The 20,257-nt window shown below is 60.8% G+C and carries 17 protein-coding genes and 1 CRISPR repeat array; of the genes, 7 read left to right on the top strand and 10 right to left on the bottom strand.

Features of this window, described 5'->3' with window-relative positions:
- Positions 1-52: 52 nt before the first annotated feature.
- Both ABI660_RS13825 and ABI660_RS13820 read right to left on the bottom strand, forming a co-directional pair.
- Positions 53-2,323: a nitric-oxide reductase large subunit gene (locus tag ABI660_RS13825; RefSeq protein WP_348068946.1), complete on the bottom strand. Its 2,271-nt coding sequence runs from the start codon at positions 2,321-2,323 to the stop codon at positions 53-55.
- A 32-nt stretch (positions 2,324-2,355) separates the two neighbouring features.
- Positions 2,356-2,643 (bottom strand): DUF2249 domain-containing protein, encoded by a 288-nt coding sequence (locus ABI660_RS13820; RefSeq protein WP_348068944.1) that lies wholly within the window; start codon positions 2,641-2,643, stop codon positions 2,356-2,358.
- 300 nt (positions 2,644-2,943) lie between these two features.
- Between ABI660_RS13820 and ABI660_RS13815 the strand changes: the two genes are divergently transcribed.
- The 7 genes from ABI660_RS13815 to ubiD are packed head-to-tail and all read left to right on the top strand — an operon-like array spanning position 2,944 to position 8,569.
- A complete protein-coding gene (locus ABI660_RS13815) occupies positions 2,944-3,993 on the top strand; it encodes a peptidase U32 family protein (protein WP_348068942.1) in 1,050 nt (349 codons plus the stop codon).
- 14 nt (positions 3,994-4,007) lie between these two features.
- Positions 4,008-4,910 carry a U32 family peptidase gene (locus ABI660_RS13810; protein WP_348068940.1) on the top strand — a complete coding sequence of 301 codons (903 nt, stop codon included), beginning with the start codon at positions 4,008-4,010 and terminating at the stop codon, positions 4,908-4,910.
- A 5-nt stretch (positions 4,911-4,915) separates the two neighbouring features.
- Positions 4,916-5,533, top strand: coding sequence for a hemolysin III family protein (locus ABI660_RS13805; RefSeq protein WP_348068938.1), 618 nt, complete (start codon positions 4,916-4,918; stop codon positions 5,531-5,533).
- Positions 5,534-5,547: 14 nt separating this feature from the next.
- Complete coding sequence (locus ABI660_RS13800; RefSeq protein WP_348068936.1) at positions 5,548-6,072, top strand: SCP2 sterol-binding domain-containing protein; 525 nt, start codon at positions 5,548-5,550, stop codon at positions 6,070-6,072.
- On the top strand, positions 6,065-6,475 hold the full coding sequence (locus tag ABI660_RS13795; RefSeq protein WP_348068934.1) for a putative zinc-binding protein: 411 nt from the start codon (positions 6,065-6,067) through the stop codon (positions 6,473-6,475). Before ABI660_RS13800 ends, ABI660_RS13795 begins: the two co-directional genes overlap by 8 nt.
- Before the next feature lie 18 nt (positions 6,476-6,493).
- The gene (locus tag ABI660_RS13790; RefSeq protein ID WP_348068932.1) at positions 6,494-7,081 is read left to right on the top strand and encodes a UbiX family flavin prenyltransferase; all 588 of its coding nucleotides are present in this window, start codon (positions 6,494-6,496) and stop codon (positions 7,079-7,081) included.
- 3 nt (positions 7,082-7,084) lie between these two features.
- A complete protein-coding gene (gene ubiD / locus ABI660_RS13785; RefSeq protein WP_348068930.1) occupies positions 7,085-8,569 on the top strand; it encodes a 4-hydroxy-3-polyprenylbenzoate decarboxylase in 1,485 nt (494 codons plus the stop codon).
- A gap of 190 nt (positions 8,570-8,759) precedes the next feature.
- On the opposite strand, the gene ABI660_RS13780 is transcribed toward ubiD, so the two are convergent.
- The 8 genes from ABI660_RS13780 to ABI660_RS13745 form a co-directional block, all read right to left on the bottom strand.
- Complete coding sequence (locus tag ABI660_RS13780; RefSeq protein WP_348068928.1) at positions 8,760-10,130, bottom strand: MATE family efflux transporter; 1,371 nt, start codon at positions 10,128-10,130, stop codon at positions 8,760-8,762.
- Between the two features lie 222 nt (positions 10,131-10,352).
- Positions 10,353-12,302: direct repeats of the CRISPR family, unit length 36 nt; unit sequence GTTGTAGCTCCCTCTCTCACCCCGGATAGCTACACT.
- Positions 12,303-12,365: 63 nt separating this feature from the next.
- Complete coding sequence (cas2, locus tag ABI660_RS13775) at positions 12,366-12,674, bottom strand: CRISPR-associated endonuclease Cas2 (protein WP_348068926.1); 309 nt, start codon at positions 12,672-12,674, stop codon at positions 12,366-12,368.
- Between the two features lie 38 nt (positions 12,675-12,712).
- Positions 12,713-13,651 carry a type II CRISPR-associated endonuclease Cas1 gene (gene cas1, locus ABI660_RS13770; protein WP_348068924.1) on the bottom strand — a complete coding sequence of 313 codons (939 nt, stop codon included), beginning with the start codon at positions 13,649-13,651 and terminating at the stop codon, positions 12,713-12,715.
- Positions 13,608-17,054: a type II CRISPR RNA-guided endonuclease Cas9 gene (cas9, locus tag ABI660_RS13765; protein WP_348068922.1), complete on the bottom strand. Its 3,447-nt coding sequence runs from the start codon at positions 17,052-17,054 to the stop codon at positions 13,608-13,610. The genes cas1 and cas9 overlap by 44 nt, the downstream gene beginning before the upstream one ends.
- Before the next feature lie 183 nt (positions 17,055-17,237).
- Positions 17,238-18,287 carry a serine/threonine protein kinase gene (locus ABI660_RS13760; protein WP_348068920.1) on the bottom strand — a complete coding sequence of 350 codons (1,050 nt, stop codon included), beginning with the start codon at positions 18,285-18,287 and terminating at the stop codon, positions 17,238-17,240.
- Between the two features lie 112 nt (positions 18,288-18,399).
- Positions 18,400-19,485 carry a DUF2855 family protein gene (locus tag ABI660_RS13755; RefSeq protein ID WP_348068918.1) on the bottom strand — a complete coding sequence of 362 codons (1,086 nt, stop codon included), beginning with the start codon at positions 19,483-19,485 and terminating at the stop codon, positions 18,400-18,402.
- Positions 19,486-19,550: 65 nt separating this feature from the next.
- Positions 19,551-19,928, bottom strand: coding sequence for a DUF1304 domain-containing protein (locus tag ABI660_RS13750; protein ID WP_348068916.1), 378 nt, complete (start codon positions 19,926-19,928; stop codon positions 19,551-19,553).
- Between the two features lie 8 nt (positions 19,929-19,936).
- Positions 19,937-20,257 (bottom strand): organic hydroperoxide resistance protein (locus tag ABI660_RS13745; RefSeq protein WP_348068914.1); only part of this gene is annotated, 321 nt, incomplete at its 5' end.

Below are 20,257 nucleotides of genomic sequence, written 5' to 3'. Positions count from 1 at the left end.
CAGTAATAAAGAGGAAGAGTGAGTGCCAGCCGGGCCGGCACTTCACAAGGTGTCAGTTCGTGACAAGCGCTGCCGCAGCGACGGCGGGTTGAACCGCGGGGCGCCGCAACAGGCGCAGGGCATACCAGGCCAGCAGCATCGCACCGATGGCAAACAGGATGTCGCCGGGCACACGCATCCAGACCAGTGTTTCCATCACGGGTGAGTGGATGATCTCGGGCGAGCGTGCGTACCACAGGCCCCGGGTGATGCTGGCCCACGCCTGGTAGATGCCGGCCGGCAGCAGCGACAGGAAAACCATCATCGCCAGGCCGATGTTCAAGCTCCAGAAGGCAGGCTTGAGGATGTTGTCGGCATGCAGGTGGCGCGCATACAGGCCGCGCAGACAGAACAGCATCAGGCCGATGCCGAGCATGCCGTAGACACCGAACAGGGCAGCGTGGCCGTGGGCTGCGGTCATGTTCAGGCCCTGCACATAGTAGAGCGAGGCCGGCGGGTTGATGGCAAAGCCGAGCAGGCCGGCACCGACGGTGTTCCAGAAGCCGACTGCGACAAAACACATGACAGGCCACTTGTAGGCGGCCAGCCAGGGCAGGGCCTTGGAGCGCCGATAGGTTTGCAGGGCTTCCAGACCGATCAGGGTCAGGGGCACGACTTCCAGGGCGGAGAACACTGCACCGACAGCGATTACCGAGGTCGGTGTACCCGTGAAATACAGGTGATGCAGCGTGCCCAGGATGCCGCCGAACAAGAACACGATGGTCTCGGCGATGATGGCGCGATTGGCGCTTTCGGTGCGCACCAGTCCCAGCTTGGTGAAGATCAGCGCAACCACAGCGGTGGCGAACACTTCGAAGAAACCTTCCACCCACAGGTGGACCAGCCACCAGCGCCAGTACTCGACCATCGAGTAGTGCGTGTTCTGGCCCCAGGTCAAGGAGGTGGCGTAGAAGCCGCCGATGCAGGTGGCCGACAGGAAGACCATGGCAATCAGGCCACGGGTTTCAGAAGGTTTCTTCAGCGCGGGCCAGAGGGCGCGGCCCAGCAGGAACACCCAGAACAGCAGGCCCACGAAGAGCAGGAGCTGCCAGATACGGCCCATGCTGGTGAATTCCAGTCCCTGGTTACCGACCCAGAAGCTGAAGTCCACGCCACGGTGCTGCAGCGTGCCCAGCCAGCCGGTCAGGGTGGAGCCGACGACGATGGCAATCAGCGCCCAGAACAGAACGTCCACGCCGAGTTTCTGCAGCTTGGGTTCGCGCCCCGACAGCAGGGGGGCGATGTAGAGACCGGTGGCCAGCCAGGCGGTGGCAATCCAGAAGATGCCCACCTGAGTGTGCACCGTGCGGCTCACCACATAAGGCAACACCTGGGCCAGCGGCAGGCCGAAAAAGGACTGGCCTTCGACGGCGTAGTGCGCCGTGACCACGCCCATGGCGATCTGTAGCAGCATGAGACCGACCACCGCAAAAAAGTACTCGCGCGTCGCCTTCATCGAGGGCGTGGCGATGGCGCCCAGCAAAGGATCGGTCTTGGGCGGCAGCGCCTCAGGCTCATGCCGCTGGCTGCCGTGCAGCCACAACATGGCGGCTATAGCCCCCAGCAGCAACACAATGCTGACCATCGACCAGATCGCGGCCGAGTCGGTCATCTTGTTGTCCACCAGCGGTTCGTGCGGCCAGTTGCTGGTGTACGACAGGTTCTCCTCGCCCGGCCGGTCGGTGGTCGCAGCCCAGGATGTCCAGAAGAAGAAGGCGGTGAGCGCGTGGCGATCCGCTGCGTCCGCCAGCAGGTTGCCTGTCATGGCGTATTGGTCGCGCAGCTTGTCCAGCAGCATATCGCTGCCGAAGAGCGCGTCGTAGTGGCTCGCCACTTCGCGGATCGCCAGTGCGCGATCTTGCGACACAGTAACGGTTTCGCTGGTGGGGTCATAGGTGTTGCGCCGCATCTCCTCCTTCAGCGCCGCGTTGATCGCGCCGCGGTCGGAAGCTGTTATGGCGGACGGGCTCTTACGCAGCGCCTGCGTGTGGATGGTCTGGAGCGCCACCGCTTCCCGGTGCAGCCAGTCGGCCGACCAGTCCGGTGCCAGATAGGCGCCGTGGCCCCAGACGCTGCCTTGCTGCTGGCCGCCGCTGGCCAGCCAGACCTGCTGGCCCTTTTTGACCTGCTCACCGGTGAAAAGAACCTCGCCCGATGTGGTGACGACGGCCTTAGGGATGGGAGGGGCTGTCAGGTAGATCTGCACGCCCAGGTAACCCAGGGCACCGAACGACAGGACAAAGATGAAGCCGAGCCAACGCCACAGCATTTTGTTATTTTTCATCGCATATTCCTTCTGGATTGTCGAAAAATGATTCAGGCCCCACCGCAGGAGCCGCAGCATTGCCCGTTCCCATGCGCCGGTGCCAGCCGGGTGATGGCCACGCGCCAGGTGGCTGGCCCTTGTTCAAGGTAAGTCCAGCTGAATTTCCCCGGCATTTCCGCCTGGAACTGGTGGTGCAGGGGCTGCGGATCATGGTCGTTGACCAATTCCATGGCTTGGCCGGCGTTGAGCTGGGCGAAGGCGGAGAAGATCATGGGATGTCGCTCGCGGGGCGGAATGGCGCGGATGTCGAGTTTGGCGGGGGAAGAGGCAAGGCTCATGGTGGCTCCGTGGAGAAGATTTATAAGATGCATTAATAATACATCTATTAATCTGCCAAGCACCTATTCCCCTATTGATCCAGATCAACATGGCTCTTCGCAGTTGCCGTTCGTGCCCGCATGCAGTGCAGTTGGGCGGCGCGTGTGCCTTCTCCTTCTTCTTCCAATGGCTGGCCCAGACGCCCCCGGCAACGAGTCTTGAGCCCATCCTTTGACGGAGATCAGAAAGTGTTGTGAAGGATCGGCGTATGGTCGTGCGTTGCGATGGCCCTTTTTCGGGCCTGTCTGATTTCCAACGGCATGACTTCTCCTCCTTCCCTCCCAGAAACCCTTTCAGCTCCCCCCATCCCGCCGGAGCTGGTGTGTCCGGCCGGCAGCCTGCCCGCCCTTAAAGCCGCGGTGGACAACGGTGCCAGTTGTGTCTATCTGGGTCTGCGCGATGCCACCAACGCGCGCAACTTCGCCGGGCTCAACTTCGACGAGACGGCCATTGCCGCGGGCATCCGATACGCGCATGAGCGCGGCTGCAAGGTCTTCATGGCGCTCAATACTTACCCGCAGGCCGCCAACCCGGGGCCTTGGCGCGCAGCGCTGGACCAGGCGGTGGATCTGGGTGTGGACGCGGTGATCCTGGCGGACCCGGGACTCATGCAATACGCTGCCTCGCGTTATCCGGCGCTGCGCCTGCATCTCTCGGTGCAGGGATCGGCGACCAATTACGAGGCAATCAACTTCTACAGAGAGCAGTTCGGCATTGTTCGTGCCGTATTGCCCCGCGTGCTGTCGCTGGAACAGGTGCGGCAGGTCATAGACAGGACAACGGTGGAAATCGAGGTGTTTGGTTTTGGCAGCCTGTGCGTGATGGTGGAAGGGCGCTGCGCGCTGTCGTCCTATGTGACGGGCGAGTCGCCCAATACCCACGGCGTGTGTTCGCCAGCGAAGGCCGTGCGCTGGCAGGAGACGCCGCAAGGCCTGGAGTCGCGTCTGGGCGGCGTGCTGATCGACCGCTATGCCAGCGGGGAAAACGCAGGTTACCCCACGCTCTGCAAGGGACGCTTCGACGTGGGAGATGACGAGAACTACTACGCCATCGAGGAGCCTGCCAGCCTGAACACGCTCGAACTTCTGCCCCAGCTTATGAAGATGGGTGTGCGCGCCATCAAGATCGAAGGCCGGCAGCGCAGCCTTGCTTATGTGGCGCAGGTGACCCGGGTCTGGCGCGAGGCAATTGACCATTGCGCCACGAATCCACACCGCTACGCACCGAAAGCCAGCTGGATGGCCAGCCTGGACCAGGTCGCCGAAGGCCAGCAGCACACGCTGGGCGCTTACCACCGGCCCTGGAAATGATGGAAACCCGTTCCATGAAAATTTCCCTTGGTCCCTTGCTGTACTACTGGCAGCGCGATGCCGTCTTCAGCTTTTACGATGCGATGGCTGCCACACCGGTGGATGTGGTCTACCTTGGCGAAACCGTGTGTTCACGGCGCCATGAATTGCGGTTCGCCGACTGGCTGGACATTGCGTCACGCCTGCGTGCTGCGGGCAAGGAGGTGGTGCTCTCGACCCAGGTGTTGTTGGAGTCGGGCAGCGAGGTGGGCACCATGCACAGGATCACGGGTAACGGCGATTTCCGGGTCGAAGCCAACGACATGGGTGCCGTGCACCGGCTCGCCGGCAAGCTGCCCTTTGTGGCCGGCCCGCACCTCAACCTGTACAACCCGGCGTCGTTGCAATGGATGGCTTCTCTGGGCGCCAGCCGCTGGGTCATGCCGCTGGAGATGAAGCAGGACGATCTGGCGCTGTTGCAGCAGGCCCGTCCGTCCGGGCTGGAGACCGAGGTGTTTGCTTACGGGCGCATGCCGCTGGCCTATTCGGCGCGCTGCTTTACCGCGCGGCAGCGCAACCTTTCCAAGGACGACTGCCGTTTCAGTTGCCTCAACCACCCGGACGGCCTGATGCTCAAGACCCGCGAGAGCGAGGAGTTTCTGGTGCTCAATGGCACACAAACCCAGTCGGCCCGCGTCTACAACCTGGTGGATGCGCTGGAAGACTTGCGGGCCGTGGGGGTGGATGTGATCCGCCTGAGCCCACAGGCGCAGCACATGGCAGAGGTGATCGCCGTGTTCGATGCGGCGTGCCGCCAGGTACTGACGCCGCAGGAGGCCCTGGCGCGCATGCAGCCGCTCATGCCGGAGAAGGGCTGCAATGGCTACTGGCACGGCCGACCCGGCATGGAGCAGGTGGCATCCATGGCGGTGGGCTGACGCCGATGTACCACGGCGAACGTTTCAACAGCATCAGCCACCTCGTCGGTGCAGGCTTCGCGGTGGTGGGCTCGGCCGCACTGATTGTGCCCGCCGGTTTTGTCGGTGACCCCTGGAAGATCGTGAGCTTCAGCATTTACGGCGCCATGCTGGTGCTGTTGTACGTCTTTTCCACGCTGTACCACAGCGTACGCGGCCGCGCCAAAAACGTGCTGCGCAAGTTTGACCATTGTTCGATCTACCTGCTGATCGCAGGCAGCTACACGCCCTTCGCGCTGGTGTCCCTGCGCGGTGCCTGGGGCTGGTCCTTGCTGGGTGTGGTGTGGAGCCTGGCGCTGCTGGGCATCGTGCAGGAAATCTGGCTGGCCAGGGGTGCGCGGGTGCTCTCGCTGGTCATCTATGTGCTGATGGGCTGGTTGGCACTGGTGGCGGTGTCGCCGCTGTGGACGGCCTTGACGCCTGCCGGCTTTGCCTGGCTGGCAGCGGGTGGCGCCTGCTACACCCTGGGCATTGGGTTTTACGCCACCGACCACAAGCTGCGCCACGGCCATGGCTGGTGGCACCTGTGTGTGCTGGGCGGCAGCATCTGCCATTTCATCACCGTGCTGCTGTATGTGGCCTGACCTGACGGACCACCATGAAGCCCCTTTCGTCTTCTCCGCCCCTGGCATTGCCACCGGCCCTCGGGTCGCTGCTGGAGCGCCTGCCGGCCTACCCCGGCTCGGTGCTGCTGGTCAGCGCGCTCAACCTGGGGCTGGCGCGCCAGCTGCCGGCCGACGTGTGCCGCCTGTTGCTGCACAGGAAACTGCGCATCCATGTGCGCGACGCTCGCCTGACATTTGATTTTTCCTGGACCGGAGAACGTTTCACCGCCTGCCCGCGGCAGCAGGCCACCGACCTGGCCATCAGTGCCAGCGCGCACGATTTCATGCGGCTTGCGCAGCGCCAGGAAGACCCGGACACGCTCTTTTTCAGCCGCCGCCTCGCCATGGAGGGCGACACCGAACTGGGGCTGGGCGTGAAAAACGCGCTCGATGCCCTGGAGCTGCCGGCGCTTGACCTGCAGCAGTGGACACCGCTGCAGTTGCTGGCCCGTCTTGGACCGCGCAAACGCACGGCCGGCGTCGGGCCGCGGGAGCACGGAGCGCAAAGACATGACTGAAAACCGTCGCCACCTCCCCCTGGTGTATTCATGCTCTGGTTGCTCCAGCGCGGCGCAGCTGGCCAACCATGTGGCGCTGCAACTGGACCGGCGCGGCGTGGCCGAGATGTCCTGCATTGCGGGCGTGGGTGGCGATGTGCCTCACCTGATGAAAATCGTCCGATCCGGCCGGCCCATTGTTGCGCTTGATGGCTGCCCGTTGGTCTGCGTGAAAAGTGTGCTGGCGCGCCATGGCATTGCAGCCGACCGGCATTACGCGCTCCAGCAGTACGGCGTGAAAAAGCGGACGCATGAGGACTTCGATCCCGCGCAGGCAGCGGGGGTGCTGGAACGTGTGGCGGCAGACTTGCTGAGCGCACCCCTGCGTATTTCCCCGGCAGTTGACCTTGATGTCATTGACTGAGCCGATCAGCGGGTGCGCATGAACCCCAGGCGCGTCATTGTGGCGATCTCCGGTGCCAGCGGCGCGGTATATGGGACGCGTCTGCTGCAAACGCTTCACGGGATGGCAGGTGTTGAAACGCATCTGGTGGTGTCCGACGCAGGTTGGCGCAACCTCGACCAGGAGCAGGGCATGGGCCGTGCCGCTGCCGAAGCGCTGGCCAGTCAAGTGCACGACGTGCGCGATGTGGGCGCCTCCATTGCCAGCGGTTCCTTTGTGTGCAGCGCCATGGTGGTGGCGCCCTGTTCGATGCGCACGCTGGCCGCCGTGGCGCACGGCCTGGCGGACAACCTCATCACGCGCGCCGCCGACGTGGTGCTCAAGGAGCGCCGGCGGCTGGTGCTGATGGTGCGCGAATCGCCGCTGCACCTGGGCCACTTGCGCAACATGGTCAGCGTGACGGAAATGGGCGCCATCATCTGCCCGCCCATGCCGGCTTTTTATCTGCGTCCCCAGACAGTGGCCGAACTGGTGGACGCCAGTGTGGCGCGTGTGCTCGACCTGCTGGAGCTGCCGCACGGCCTGGCGCCGCGCTGGGACGGTGTTCCGGCCACTGCCGGGTCCTGACCCATGCGCTACCGCGACCTGCGCGATTTCATGGCCCAGCTCGAACAGACCGGCGACCTGCGCCGCGTGGCCGAGCCCGTGTCACCGCACCTCGAAATTACGGCACTGTGCGACCGTGTCCTGCGCGCCGGCGGCCCGGCCCTGTTGTTTGAACACCCCACGGGCCACAGTGTGCCGGTGCTGGCCAACCTGTTTGGCACGCCGGCACGCGTGGCGCGCGCCATGGGTGTGGCCGATCTGCATGCGCTGCGCTCCTTTGGCGAGGTGCTTGCCGCTCTCAAGGAACCCGAGGCGCCCAAGGGCTTGAAAGACATGCTCGGTCTGGGCGGGCTGCTTAAAACCTTGTGGCACATGGCGCCGCGCGAATTGCGTTCGGCGCCCTGCCAGGAAGTGGTGTGGGAGGGATCCGACGTTGACCTTGCGCGCCTGCCGGTGCAACACTGCTGGCCCGGTGACGTTGCGCCTTTGGTCACCTGGGGGCTGGTCATCACCCAGGGGCCGCACAAGCCACGGCAAAACCTGGGCATTTACCGCCAGCAGGTGCTCTCACGAAACCAGCTCATCATGCGCTGGCTCGCACACCGTGGCGGCGCGCTCGATTTTCGCGACCATGCTGCGGCGCATCCGGGCCAGCCCTATCCCGTGGCGGTCGCGCTGGGGGCCGATCCGGCCACCATTCTGGGCGCGGTGACACCGGTGCCTGACAGCCTGTCCGAGTACCAGTTCGCCGGCTTGCTGCGCGGCGCGCGTACCGACGTCGTACGCGCGCTGGGCAGCGGCCTGCGCGTGCCGGCCACCGCCGAGATCGTGCTCGAGGGCCACGTCTATCCGGATGCCTGCCACCCCAGCGGTTACCAGCACGCGCTCGAAGGACCTTTCGGCGACCACACGGGTTATTACAACGAGCAGGCCTCGTTTCCTGTGTTCACGGTGGACCGCATCACCTTGCGGCACGACCCGATTTACCACTCCACTTACACCGGCAAACCCCCGGACGAGCCCGCCGTTCTGGGCATGGCCCTGAACGAGCTGTTCATTCCCTTGCTGCAAAGGCAGTTTCCCGAGATCACCGACTTTTACCTGCCGCCCGAAGGCTGCAGTTACCGCATGGCGCTGGTGCGCATCAAAAAGGCTTATCCCGGCCACGCGCGGCGCGTGATGATGGGCGTGTGGAGCCATCTGCGCCAGTTCATGTACACCAAGTTCGTGGTCGTGGTGGACGATGACGTGGACGTGCGCGACTGGCGTGAAGTGATCTGGGCTTTGACCACGCGCATGGACCCGGCGCGCGACATTCTGCTGATAGAAAACACGCCTATCGACTACCTGGACTTCGCCTCACCGGTGAGCGGCCTGGGCAGCAAGATGGGACTGGACGCAACGAACAAATGGCCCGGCGAAACCCAGCGCGAGTGGGGCCGCCCCATCGTCATGGATGCAGCGGTACAGGCGCGCATGGACGGCATCTTTCAGTCTCTGGGGCTGTGAAGGGCGCGGTGTCGCCTAGTGTCCTGCCCCGTAGATAAGGTGATGAAATGAAATTGTCCAGTCAGTCGTCAGACAGGGCGCGAGGAGGCGACATAGCCGTAGCTATGGCAACGACGAGCAACGCCGCATGCCGGCTGACTGGGCGATTTCATATCGCCTTTATTTGCGGGACAGGACACTAGGTGAGTGGTCACACCATCTTGACGATGGGTTTTTTCTTCCAGACCAGGAAGAAGTAAGTTGTCTGCAGCAGCAAAGCCACCGCATAGGTGGCCGGGTAACTCATCCAGATGCCGCGCAAGCCGAAAGTCTGACTGAAGGCCCAGCCCAGCGGAAACAGCAACAGGCCCAGGCAAGCCAAAGAGATGATGGTGGGCACCAACACGGTGCCGCTGGCGCGCATGACGGATGTGAACACACTGGCCAGGCCGAAAATCAGGCTGGCCCACACGGTGATGTGCAGCAGCCCAGCCGCCAGGCCGACGATCGCCGGGTCAGTGATGAACAAGCTGACAATAGCGCGCGCAAACACCAGCACTACTAGCGCCAGCCCGCCGGTGATGGCGATGTTCATGCCGAGGCCGACGCGCGTCACGCTGTCGATCTGCTGCAGCCGCCCTGCGCCTATGGCCTGCGCCGCCAGCACCGATGCAGCAATCGCAATGGAAATTGCCGGAAACTGGACATAGGCCATGACCTGGCTGACCGCCCCCCAGGCGGCCGTGGCATGCGAGCCATAGCCATTGACCAGGCGCAGCAGCGCGAGGTCTGCCACCGAGCCGGTGATGAAGAACAGGCCGGTGGGAATGCCCAGCCGCACAACAGGCTTCAGGAATTTCGGTTCCAGGCGCACATGTCGCCAGAAATCCTTGTCGGGCGCAAGAGCGCGGCCGCGCCGTCTCAGGTGCCAGGCCACCCAGAGCAGGGCCACGGTCACCGATACCAACGTGGCCCAGGCGCCACCGGTCACGCCCAGCGCCGGCAGGCCGAGCCAACCCCGGATCAGCGCCGGGGTCAGCATGAGAGTAATGGCCGAAGAAACGACCAGGGAATACAAGGGCGTGACGGTATCACCCACACCGCGAAGCGCCGCTGCAACCAGCATGGAGACAAACATCAGCGGCAAGGCCGCCATCATGATCCGGGCATAAGCCACGGCCTGGGGTAGCACGTCGGCAGGTGTTCCCAGCAGGCGCATGAGGGGTTCGGCCAGCAGCATGCCGCACAGCCCGACGGCCACGCCGAGGACAAAGCCCGCACAAATTACGGTGCCAGCAATGGCACGAACCTTCTCGGCATCCCGGGTGCCCCAGGCCTGGCCGGTGAGAATGGATGCGCCCGCGCCCAGGCCGATCACAAAGGAAATGAAAAACATCAACAATGGGAAAAAACTCGCCACCGCGGCCAGTGCACCGACGCCCAGCATCTGCCCCACATAAATGTTGTTGAGCGTGCCCGACAAGGCATGCAGCATGTTGGTCAGCACCAGCGGCCCGAGGAAAACCAGAAAGGTCCTCCAGAGAGGGCGAACAGGGGAATGTTGGGCGCTGGGTTCCGGCATGGGGGGGGCACATGAGGGGCGGTTCCCGGAGTATGCCGGAGGCGCGGCGCGGTTGGCCTCAGGGCTGTTATGCCACCAGCGGCGCTTCCTGCATGGCTTCCTGGCCTTTCCAGTAGTTGCTGGGGCCGAACCGGGGGAAGTTGATGGTAGATCGCATCTGCTTTTTTGTACAACCGCGCGAAGCGCTGGAGGCGAGAAGGTGGGTATTCCCACCTTCTCGTCTCCGTAGCTCCCTCTCTCACCCCGGATAGCTACACTCGTTGCGCACAGCGTAGCTCATGATTCGCTGTTGTAGCTCCCTCTCTCACCCCGGATAGCTACACTGGCCCCGCCCATGTGGACATTACCCCGCAGGTTGTAGCTCCCTCTCTCACCCCGGATAGCTACACTGCAGTGTTCGAGTTTGATCGAATCGACTCAGTTGTAGCTCCCTCTCTCACCCCGGATAGCTACACTCCCTGCCCGTGCTGGCAGGACAACTTTTACGTTGTAGCTCCCTCTCTCACCCCGGATAGCTACACTGCCGGCAGCATGGTGATTAACAAGCTGCTGGTTGTAGCTCCCTCTCTCACCCCGGATAGCTACACTGTTGATGGGCGTCGATGCTTCGTTCACTCAGTTGTAGCTCCCTCTCTCACCCCGGATAGCTACACTTCGAAAGGTTACCTATGTCACTCGAAGCAGGTTGTAGCTCCCTCTCTCACCCCGGATAGCTACACTGGCCTGACGGCGGTATTTCTGGACCCACCCGTTGTAGCTCCCTCTCTCACCCCGGATAGCTACACTGGCTCGAGTGCGCGCAAGAACTGCAAAACGGTTGTAGCTCCCTCTCTCACCCCGGATAGCTACACTGAGCCCTTCCGCGCTATCTCCGACAAGCTGGTTGTAGCTCCCTCTCTCACCCCGGATAGCTACACTCGTCGTCAGTTTCATGGTGTCGGCCAGATAGTTGTAGCTCCCTCTCTCACCCCGGATAGCTACACTGGTCTGGAATGCCGTCCTGGCAGTTCTGGTGTTGTAGCTCCCTCTCTCACCCCGGATAGCTACACTGATTTTCTGGTTTACGAGACACGCAAAGAAGTTGTAGCTCCCTCTCTCACCCCGGATAGCTACACTACCGTGCAAGCAGCGAATCCCGGCGATGAGGTTGTAGCTCCCTCTCTCACCCCGGATAGCTACACTTGCTGAGAAGATGATGTTGATCGCGTTGCCGTTGTAGCTCCCTCTCTCACCCCGGATAGCTACACTATCCGATTGGCAGGTTCCTCACGGAAACTTGTTGTAGCTCCCTCTCTCACCCCGGATAGCTACACTAGTGGCGAGTGAAGAGTACGCTGGCGGCAGGTTGTAGCTCCCTCTCTCACCCCGGATAGCTACACTTTCTGTTGATTTCTGTTGATTAGCCTGTGAGTTGTAGCTCCCTCTCTCACCCCGGATAGCTACACTCTGTTCAGTACCGGGACGACCCTTCATCACGTTGTAGCTCCCTCTCTCACCCCGGATAGCTACACTAGCGATGCCTATCGAACCGTTGCCACCGGGGTTGTAGCTCCCTCTCTCACCCCGGATAGCTACACTGTGGGCCGAATCCCTCGGCGACGGCGCACAGTTGTAGCTCCCTCTCTCACCCCGGATAGCTACACTATAAAAGTCGCTGCCTGCGACACCTCTGATGTTGTAGCTCCCTCTCTCACCCCGGATAGCTACACTCATATGGACCTGAACGGCGGATGCCGGCGAGTTGTAGCTCCCTCTCTCACCCCGGATAGCTACACTCCAGGAATACAAGCACCCGCTGGAATCAACGTTGTAGCTCCCTCTCTCACCCCGGATAGCTACACTAAAGGCAGTGCAGATCTCGGCACGCAGCATGTTGTAGCTCCCTCTCTCACCCCGGATAGCTACACTCTGACCCGAAATTTTAGCAGCGCCCCCTCGGTTGTAGCTCCCTCTCTCACCCCGGATAGCTACACTATCCGTGGCGTTGAGGAGGTCATGGGCGAGGTTGTAGCTCCCTCTCTCACCCCGGATAGCTACACTTCATGGGGGGCGCCAGTCGCCTACCACGTGGTTGTAGCTCCCTCTCTCACCCCGGATAGCTACACTCTGCTTGACGACGGCACCGCTGCCGAAAAGGTTGTAGCTCCCTCTCTCACCCCGGATAGCTACACTCGACCCCCGCGAAACCCGCTCCAGGCTTAGCTTGGAGCGGGTTCTCGTTTTGGAAAAATGGGTTCAAAACAGAGCAATTTGGTTAGCATTGACCTTTTTCTCCTGAAAAAGTGGCAAGCCCACGAGCAATTTCATGCCAGCGTATTGCTTTTCTGTAACTGTTAAGACACGAATCGAGCCCTCGGCAGGTAGATTGGCCACCAGCCGCTTCATATGCTTTTCTTCCGCGTCGCTGCCGTTCAGGATACGGCCATAAATTGAGTACTGGATCATGTCGTACCCGTCGTTCAACAAGAAGCGACGAAACAGCGTGTAGGCGCGCTTCTCGGTTTTGGTGACCGTGGGCAGATCAAATAAGACCATCATTCGCATGAATCGCCTTGTGTTCTGACTCATGGTCGGCGGCGCCGCTACATCTCGTACCGATGCTGATTCAGACCGATCAAGCGCGGCATCTCCAACACCTGCTCGCTGCCACCGTCATACAAGCGGGCCAACGACTCAGCCGCCTGTTCGACCGACGCCAACACGCTCATCACGCCGCGCGGCATGGCCACATCTACATTGAGCAAACCGACCAAAGCCACCTTGTCTGCAGGGCTCAGATCGACTGACTCGTCGGTCTTCCGACTGGTGGCTACATGCAAGTCGACAATAGCGCGGTAAGGCTCAATCAAGTCGTCCGCCAGATTAAACGCATTTTGTTCGCTGCTGTGAAACAGGCCCAGCGTTGGCAGCATGCCGTGTGCTACCAGTGCGCGTGCGCATGCACCGCGCATCACGGCGTAGCCATAGTCCAGCGCAGCGTTGGCCCATACCTCCTGGCTACGATGAAAGCTGCGTCCCATGATCTGTGGAAAATAATACGCCGCAGCCTGCGCTTCCATGTTGCCCATATCACCAGAGCGCACACGACGAGAATAGGATGCAAGCCGCTCATGGTCTCCGGCATTCAGCATCTTCATGCAAAACGCCTGGTTGTTGATCTTGGCCTGCACAATCGTTGCCCACGCGCGCTTGGCTGTGGGCTTGTCCAGGTCGAGTTGCAGTCGCAGCATGCGCGTGGCCCGACTGTGGCTTTGAAAGGGCAGAAAAACGCCGCTGGGCTGGTGGTTGGCGCCCGTGGCATACATGGCGATACCGTATTCGGCGCATGCAGACAAAACCGGGTGGGTAAGAGTGATTTCTCGGTTGTTCAGCACAATCACTGCGATGTCTTCGAAAGGCACGCGGGCAGACTGTTCTTGCTCAACCACCAGCGCGAAGTGATCGCGCTTGAGCTTCGCGGGCTGACTGATGACGACGCTACGCCAGACCATGGCGCTGCTCAGGTCTGGAGGGGTATGCATTGCCGAGGACATCGATATCAAATTTGCCAATAGAAATAGCAGTTTTTACACCGACGCTTCGTATCAAGCCATCCTTTCCAGCGGATTCATTCCGATCATGCGCCCAGAAAGTCAAAGTTCCTGTTGATCGGTCGCAAGCTGAGTAGTAGCCCTGAATAGGCGGCTTGCCTTTTTGCGAAACATGCACAAAGTCGTTCGGATACAGCGAAAAACAAAATCCAAAACTGTCATCGATTAAAGTCCATTCAGCTTCATCTTTGAAGGCAACTACGGCCCGATTCGGCAACCCGGTCACTTTGTGATGCACATAAACCGGTACAAGATGAAACTTGCCTGCCTTAGTGAACACATCCACCCGCAACATCGTGTCATTCTTGGCAATACCTCCGCGTATGGGTATGCCGGAGAGCTTGTCAATCTCCAGCGTCACCGTGCGAACGATTGGCCCGGGTGTGTCGTCCTTGCCAGGTTTACGTGGCAGCGCGCGCAGGGCTTCAATCTCCAGTTTTTCGGCCGTCGTCAATGGACGTTTGTCTTTGCCTCGCCCAGCGCCAGCTTCAATTTCTTTCGCTCGCTTCTCATTGGCGTCGCGGGTTTCCAGCCACTTGCGGATAGCTGCATACAGTTTTTCGTTGCGGTGCGGCTCCACCAGCTTTTCCACATCTTTCAATGTCAAACTGCCGACAGCCACTTTCTGTGTGACCCCGCCTTGAGCCCTTAAACGATTCGGCTGGGCGTAGATCGTTTCCTTATGAACTGCCCCACTGTTTCGCCGTTGTGGTGCACGTGAAACAAACAGTGGTCTGAGTACATCCAGCGCTTCCGGCGGGTACGTACCCAAACGCTGGATCTCGCTACGCAGTACGGTCACATCGTCAATCTTGAGTCGCCAGTGCAACTCGTCACGAAAGCCGGGCCACGGTGACGGGAAATGTGCTTCCAGTTGCGCAAACGCGGCCGCGTTCACGATTTCACCGGTTTCCATATCCACAAAACCTTCTCGTACCTGCGCCAGTTCCTTGCGGCGCGAGTAGTCAGACATGCGCTTAACCATGCTGTGGCTGCACGCAGCTATCACTACGGCATCAAGTGCGTGATGACGGTCGCTCTCTTCGCGTATCTTTAGCAGACCCCAGCGGGCGCGCAAGAAGGCGGTTAGTTGACCGCTGAGAACGACACAGCGCTGGCTGTCGCTGCCCTCAACCAGTTTCAAGGAACGTTCGACATAGTTTTTGAAAAATTTTGCGATATAGCGGGTGTCGTTCAAATTGCGATCTCGGAAACCTTGGGCCTCTTCCTGCCCGAAGTCTCTGCGTAGCAGACGGCTGCGCTTGGCTTGCCGCCATGCTTTGTTGGTTTCGACAAAGGCTACAAACTCTCGCCAGCGCTGGCTTTCGTTGATTCCGTCCAGATATTCATACGGCGTGAGATTGCCCTTGTCGCGGTTTTCTTTGGCAAACACCAGCACTCTATTGTTCTTGCTGTCATCAAAGCTGCGCGAGTAGGGCAAGGCGTGGTCAACCTCAACATAACCAGGCTCCAGTAAGCGCTCCAGGGTAATGGCTCGGAGTGAATAGGCGCACTTGCCTTGCTGTTCCCGATACAAGCGCCATTTCTCAAAGTCACCCCCCCGCGGGTTGCCGCTGATATGAAAATGACTGGCGAATTCCGCTTTGTCTTTTTCGTTTCGGTCTCTGAAGTCCTCCTGCTCCTTTTTTATGTCACGGCGCTCATCGAAGGGACGTGATAAGTCGCGCGCCAGTTCAATGTGTACCCGGGTAGGCGATCCATAGGTTTTGACAAGCGCATTTAGCACCTTGCGCGCCTGATTGACGGCGCGTAGTACTACCGGATTGCGTGGCACATCCAGGTCTACGTCAAAGACCATGCGGCCATCTTTATCGCGGCTCGAATAAAGTGAAGGCAAGGTTCTGTGCTTGCCCTTGCCCACCCCGTGCAACTGGCTATGGTGGTAACCCGCTGCGGCACACGCTTCGTCATAACGCATGCCGCTTTGCATGTAAGGCACGATTTTTCGCAGGGCGTTAAGCGACAAGGCGTGGAATTTGTCGAAGCGAATATCAAGCAGTGCCTCAACTGTTTTTGCGCCACCTGGTAGATCCAGACTATTCAACTCAACGCGGACCTCGTCATCTTCTTTGTACACACTGAGCACCCAGGCAATCTGGTCGAGTAGGTCAGGATCTCCGTCCAGCGCCTGCACCGACATTTGTTGCCATGCATCTTCAAGCCCATGTTTTTTGAGTGTCAATCGCAGTTCATGCCAGGCCGCGAGCTTGACCATGACTTGTTCTTCGGGGTTTTTTGCCTTTTTTTCTCCGATCTGCTTTTCGCTGGGATATGAAAACCCTGTGAATCTGAACGACGCATCCAACCCCGCTTTGACCAGAGCGGCACGTACATTTTTATAGGTAAATTTTTCGGCTGAGTGATAAGGCAACAAGAGACAGATTCTGTGCTCATCGGCGGTCAATGGCCGGGACTTACCGCTCGCAGTGATGCGCACGTTGTTCAACCGCGTCAGCCAGACGTGACGCTCTGCGGTAAAACTGGCTTTGGGTGCGCGGTATTCAGCCTTTTCAAAAGTGCAGTGGCCCAACATTTTCAGCAGATCTTTGCCCGCAAGCGCAGGCTTCTGCGCCCAAAACAACCCGTTTTTGCGGTCACCATTGCCAAGTATTTGAGTCTGCAGGTCTGCCGTGGCGTGAAGGTTTTTCAACCGCCGTTGCGCCTCAAATAGCTGTTGCATCTCGTCTGCGAGCAGGACACGAGAGAGCGCCTTGCTGTACTCACCGTGCTTGTTGCGTTGCGCCTGTGGAAATTCAGCAAGCACCATCTCGGCTGCTGTTCTGTAACCTTTTTCGCTCATGAGCTTGGCCGTTCCGGCCAGTCCCTGCTTGACCCTACCGCCTTCCCCCTTGCTATCGGCCTCGGCAGCTTTTTCTTCGGCCCGACTGATCCAGTGAAACCCGCGGTGCTTGCACAAGTGAAAGATCACCCGTGCCCACTCCTGTTTTCCCAGCACGCGATCCAAGCCTGCTCGTCGCAATTCCCATGTCGAATCCGTGTGACTGGGTTGTTTTCGAAAGTACTCGGCGTCGGCGATGAGGTCGAAGCGACGTAACAGGCGTGCAAGCTTGGTTAATCGCCAGGCACGGCGCCGCAAGCGCCTGCGCATCAGACGTGCACTTCTACGCGCGAGGTTCAACGATTCGCCTTCCTTCGCGGTTTCAGCCTTGTCGAAAGCTCTGACACCCAAGGCGACGATACGTGTTTCGTTGAGTACGGCCCAGCCCACAGATGCCATGCCAATGTCGAAACCGAATGTCAGTGGCTCCTGACTTCTGTCGCGATAAATTTTGGCAACCGCATTGTGATTCATTCAAAACCCCCTTAGACTCCACCGCTTGTAGTTATCCGGGGTGAGAGCCGTTGCTGCAATAAGAATCTCGCAAGAGATTCGTATCCGAAAACCCGCTGGGCAACCAGCGGGTTTTTCTTTTACATAGGCTACGAAGTTCTGTCAATCCTCCGATTGAAGGAGGCGCGGCTAGCCTCAGAGCCCTTATGCCACCAGCGGCGCGTCCTGCATGGCTTCCGTCTGCTCTTCCAGCATATCCACCTGGCCCTTCCAGTAGTCGCTGGAGCCGAACCAGGGGAAGTTGATGGGAAAGATCGGGTCGTGCCAGCGTTGGGCCAGCCAGGCGCTGTAGTGCACCAGGCGCAGGGTGCGCAAGGGCTCGATCAGCGCCAGCTCGCGCCGGTCGAACTCGCCGAATTCTTCGTAACCGTCCACCAGCGCGCCCAGCTGCCGCAGGCATTGCGCGCGGTCGCCGGACAGCAGCATCCACAGGTCCTGCACCGCCGGACCGCTGCGCGCATCGTCGAGGTCGACAAAGTGCGGGCCGGCGCCTTCCAGGCCTTCGGGCGTCCAGAGGATGTTGCCGGGGTGGCAGTCGCCGTGCAGGCGCAGGGTGCGGATATCGCCGGCGCTTTCAATCACGGCCTGCGCCACATTCATGGCTTCTTCAAAAGCCTTGAGCCAGCGCGACTCCATGTCCAGCGGCAGGTAGTTGCCGGCCAGCAGCACTTCGCGGCTGGCGTGGCCAAAGGTCTGCAGGTTCAGCGCGGGCCGGTGCTTGAACGATTTGGCGCTGCCCACCGTATGGATGCGTGCAAGAAAACGGCCAATCCATTCGAGCACGCTGAAATCTTCCAGCTCCGGACGGCGCCCACCGCGGCGCGGCGACACGCTGAAGCTGAAGCCGTTGAAGTGATGCAGGGTGTGGCCATGGATGCGCAGCGCCCCCACCACCGGAATTTCCGCGGCCATCAGCTCGGCGGAGAAGTCGTGTTCTTCGATGATCTGCTCATCGCTCCAGCGCCCGGGGCGGTAGAACTTGACCACCACCATGTCTCCAGCGGCAGCGCCCGAGCCCACCGGCGTTTCAAGGTGAACCTGGTAGACGCGGTTTTCGTAGCTCGACAGCGCCATCAGGCGCCCGTCGCCCAGCAGCCCTACGCTAGCCAGCGCGTCCAGCACCACGTCAGGCGTGAGTTTTTCGTAGGCGTGCACCGCATCGGGAGCCGGCGTGGCCAGGGGTTGTTCAGTCATGTTCCCATTGTCGATGCAATCGGAAAGTGGCTGAAAATATGATGAAAAAGGCCTGTAGCCCTTTAAGGACGTGCGCAAGCAGCTATTGAAATAATAGCGACATGCGCCGCTGTCAGAGCTTCAGGATATGCCCGGTGCGCGGGTCGCCCTGGCCGGCCAGCACCTGCTGGTAGCTCGCCGCAACCGCCTCGGCGCCCTCATGCTGCTGCACCACCAGCCACGGCGAGGGCGCTAGTGCCGCACGCGTGCTGAAGGCCTGCCAAGCCTGCACCAGGCGCTGGCCCAAGCCTTCTGCGCCCCAGTCGGCGCTGCGTTTCTTGATCTGGGCGGGGGCAAAAAACAGCGTCGCGCGCGGGCCGGGCAGGTCTTTGGCGCCGCCCAGTTGCGTCACATGGGTGCCGCCTATCGAGCAGCTGTACTTCAGGTTGGCAAAGCGGGTGTGGATGGCAAGGCGCAGCCCGGCGTTGCCGGCGAAGTCCACATAGGTGCAGGCCGCGTCGGCTGAAATCTGGTCGAGCTGGTCGTAGGTCAGCACCCGGCTGTGGCAGCCCAGGCTTTCGCAGAAGGCCACATTCCCCGGCGACGTCAGCCCGATGACTTCAATGTCGGGGCGCTGGGCCAGCTGGAAGGCTGTGCCGTAGGCGGTCTTGCTGGACGCACTGGACAGCAGCATGGTCCGGGCACCGAAAAAATCGTTGTCGGCCAGGAAGTCGTCAATCAGGAAAGAAGTGGTGAACAGCGGCCGCAGCAGGGCTTGGGTGTCTTCTGTGTCAGGTGTGTAAAAAGGGTCGGCACTGCAGCGCAGGTACTGGTTGTAGACGGCATGCAGTTCACGCCGGTGCGATGCACCGTCGTAAAAGCCGGAGGTGCTCAGGCGCGCTGGTGTGAGCACGGTGGCCGAGGCCATGGGGTAGTAGCCGTAGAGCCGCTCGCCCACCGCCACACCCGGGTGCAGCGACTGCACCACGCTGCCAAAGCCCCAGACCGGAATGGTGCCCCAGCCGTCTTCGTCCGTAGGGAAAAACTGCCAGTAGTTCATGGCATCCCCAAAGGCTGCGTAGGTGATGTTGTTGGAGGTCAGCGCAAAGGACTCGACGCGTACGCGCACCTGGCCATTGGCCAGCGGGGCGTCTTCAGCCGTTTCCAGCCGTGTGCTGGTCAGGTCGTTTTTGCGAATAAGAAGGGTGGTGGTGCTCATGCAGGCACTTTAGCGAAAAAGCCCGCCGGTTCAAGACCGGCGGGCCGCTTTGGCGACAGGGGCGCCTAGGTTCTGGCCGCCGGCTTGTCCAGCCACAGCACCAGTGCCAGCGCAATGATCGCGGGCAGGGCCTGGGTAAAGAAGATCTTCGGCGCGGCCGTGGCTGCGCCAAAGACGCCGGCCACGATCACGCACGCCAGAAAGAAAAGCTTGAACGTGCGGTTACCCGTGAACAGCCCGAAGAAAAGGCCAGCCGCCAGGAAACCGTTGTACAACCCCTGGTTGGCGGCCAGGGCCTGGCTTGTGTCGGCAAATTCCTGCGTGAGATTGAAGGTTTTCATCCCGAGCGGCTTGTTCCAGAAGAACATCTCCAGCACAAGGATGTAGACATGCTCAATCGCCACGACGGCAACGGCGGCATGGGGAATCAGGCGTCTGTTCATCGCGGGTATCAGACCAGCGTGATGGTCACGTCGATGTTGCCGCGGGTCGCGTTCGAGTAAGGGCACACCTGATGCGCGGCATCAACCAGCTCCTGGGCGGCGGCACGGTCCATGCCGGGCAGGCTGATGTCCAGGCGGGCAGCAATGCCATAACCGGCGGGGATTTTGCCCAGATCAACGCTGGCGTCAATGCTCACGTCGTCCGGCAGGGTGATTTTCTTCATGCCGGCCACGGCCTTCATGGCGCCGATGAAGCAAGCCGAGTAACCCGCTGCAAACAGCTGCTCGGGGTTGGTGCCGGTGCCGGCGGTGCCGGGCGAGCTCAGCGT

Origin of the sequence: Polaromonas sp. (genome assembly GCF_039930745.1) — a bacterium.
Lineage (GTDB): Bacteria > Pseudomonadota > Gammaproteobacteria > Burkholderiales > Burkholderiaceae_C > Polaromonas.
This window is presented reverse-complemented; position numbering and strand designations above follow the sequence as displayed.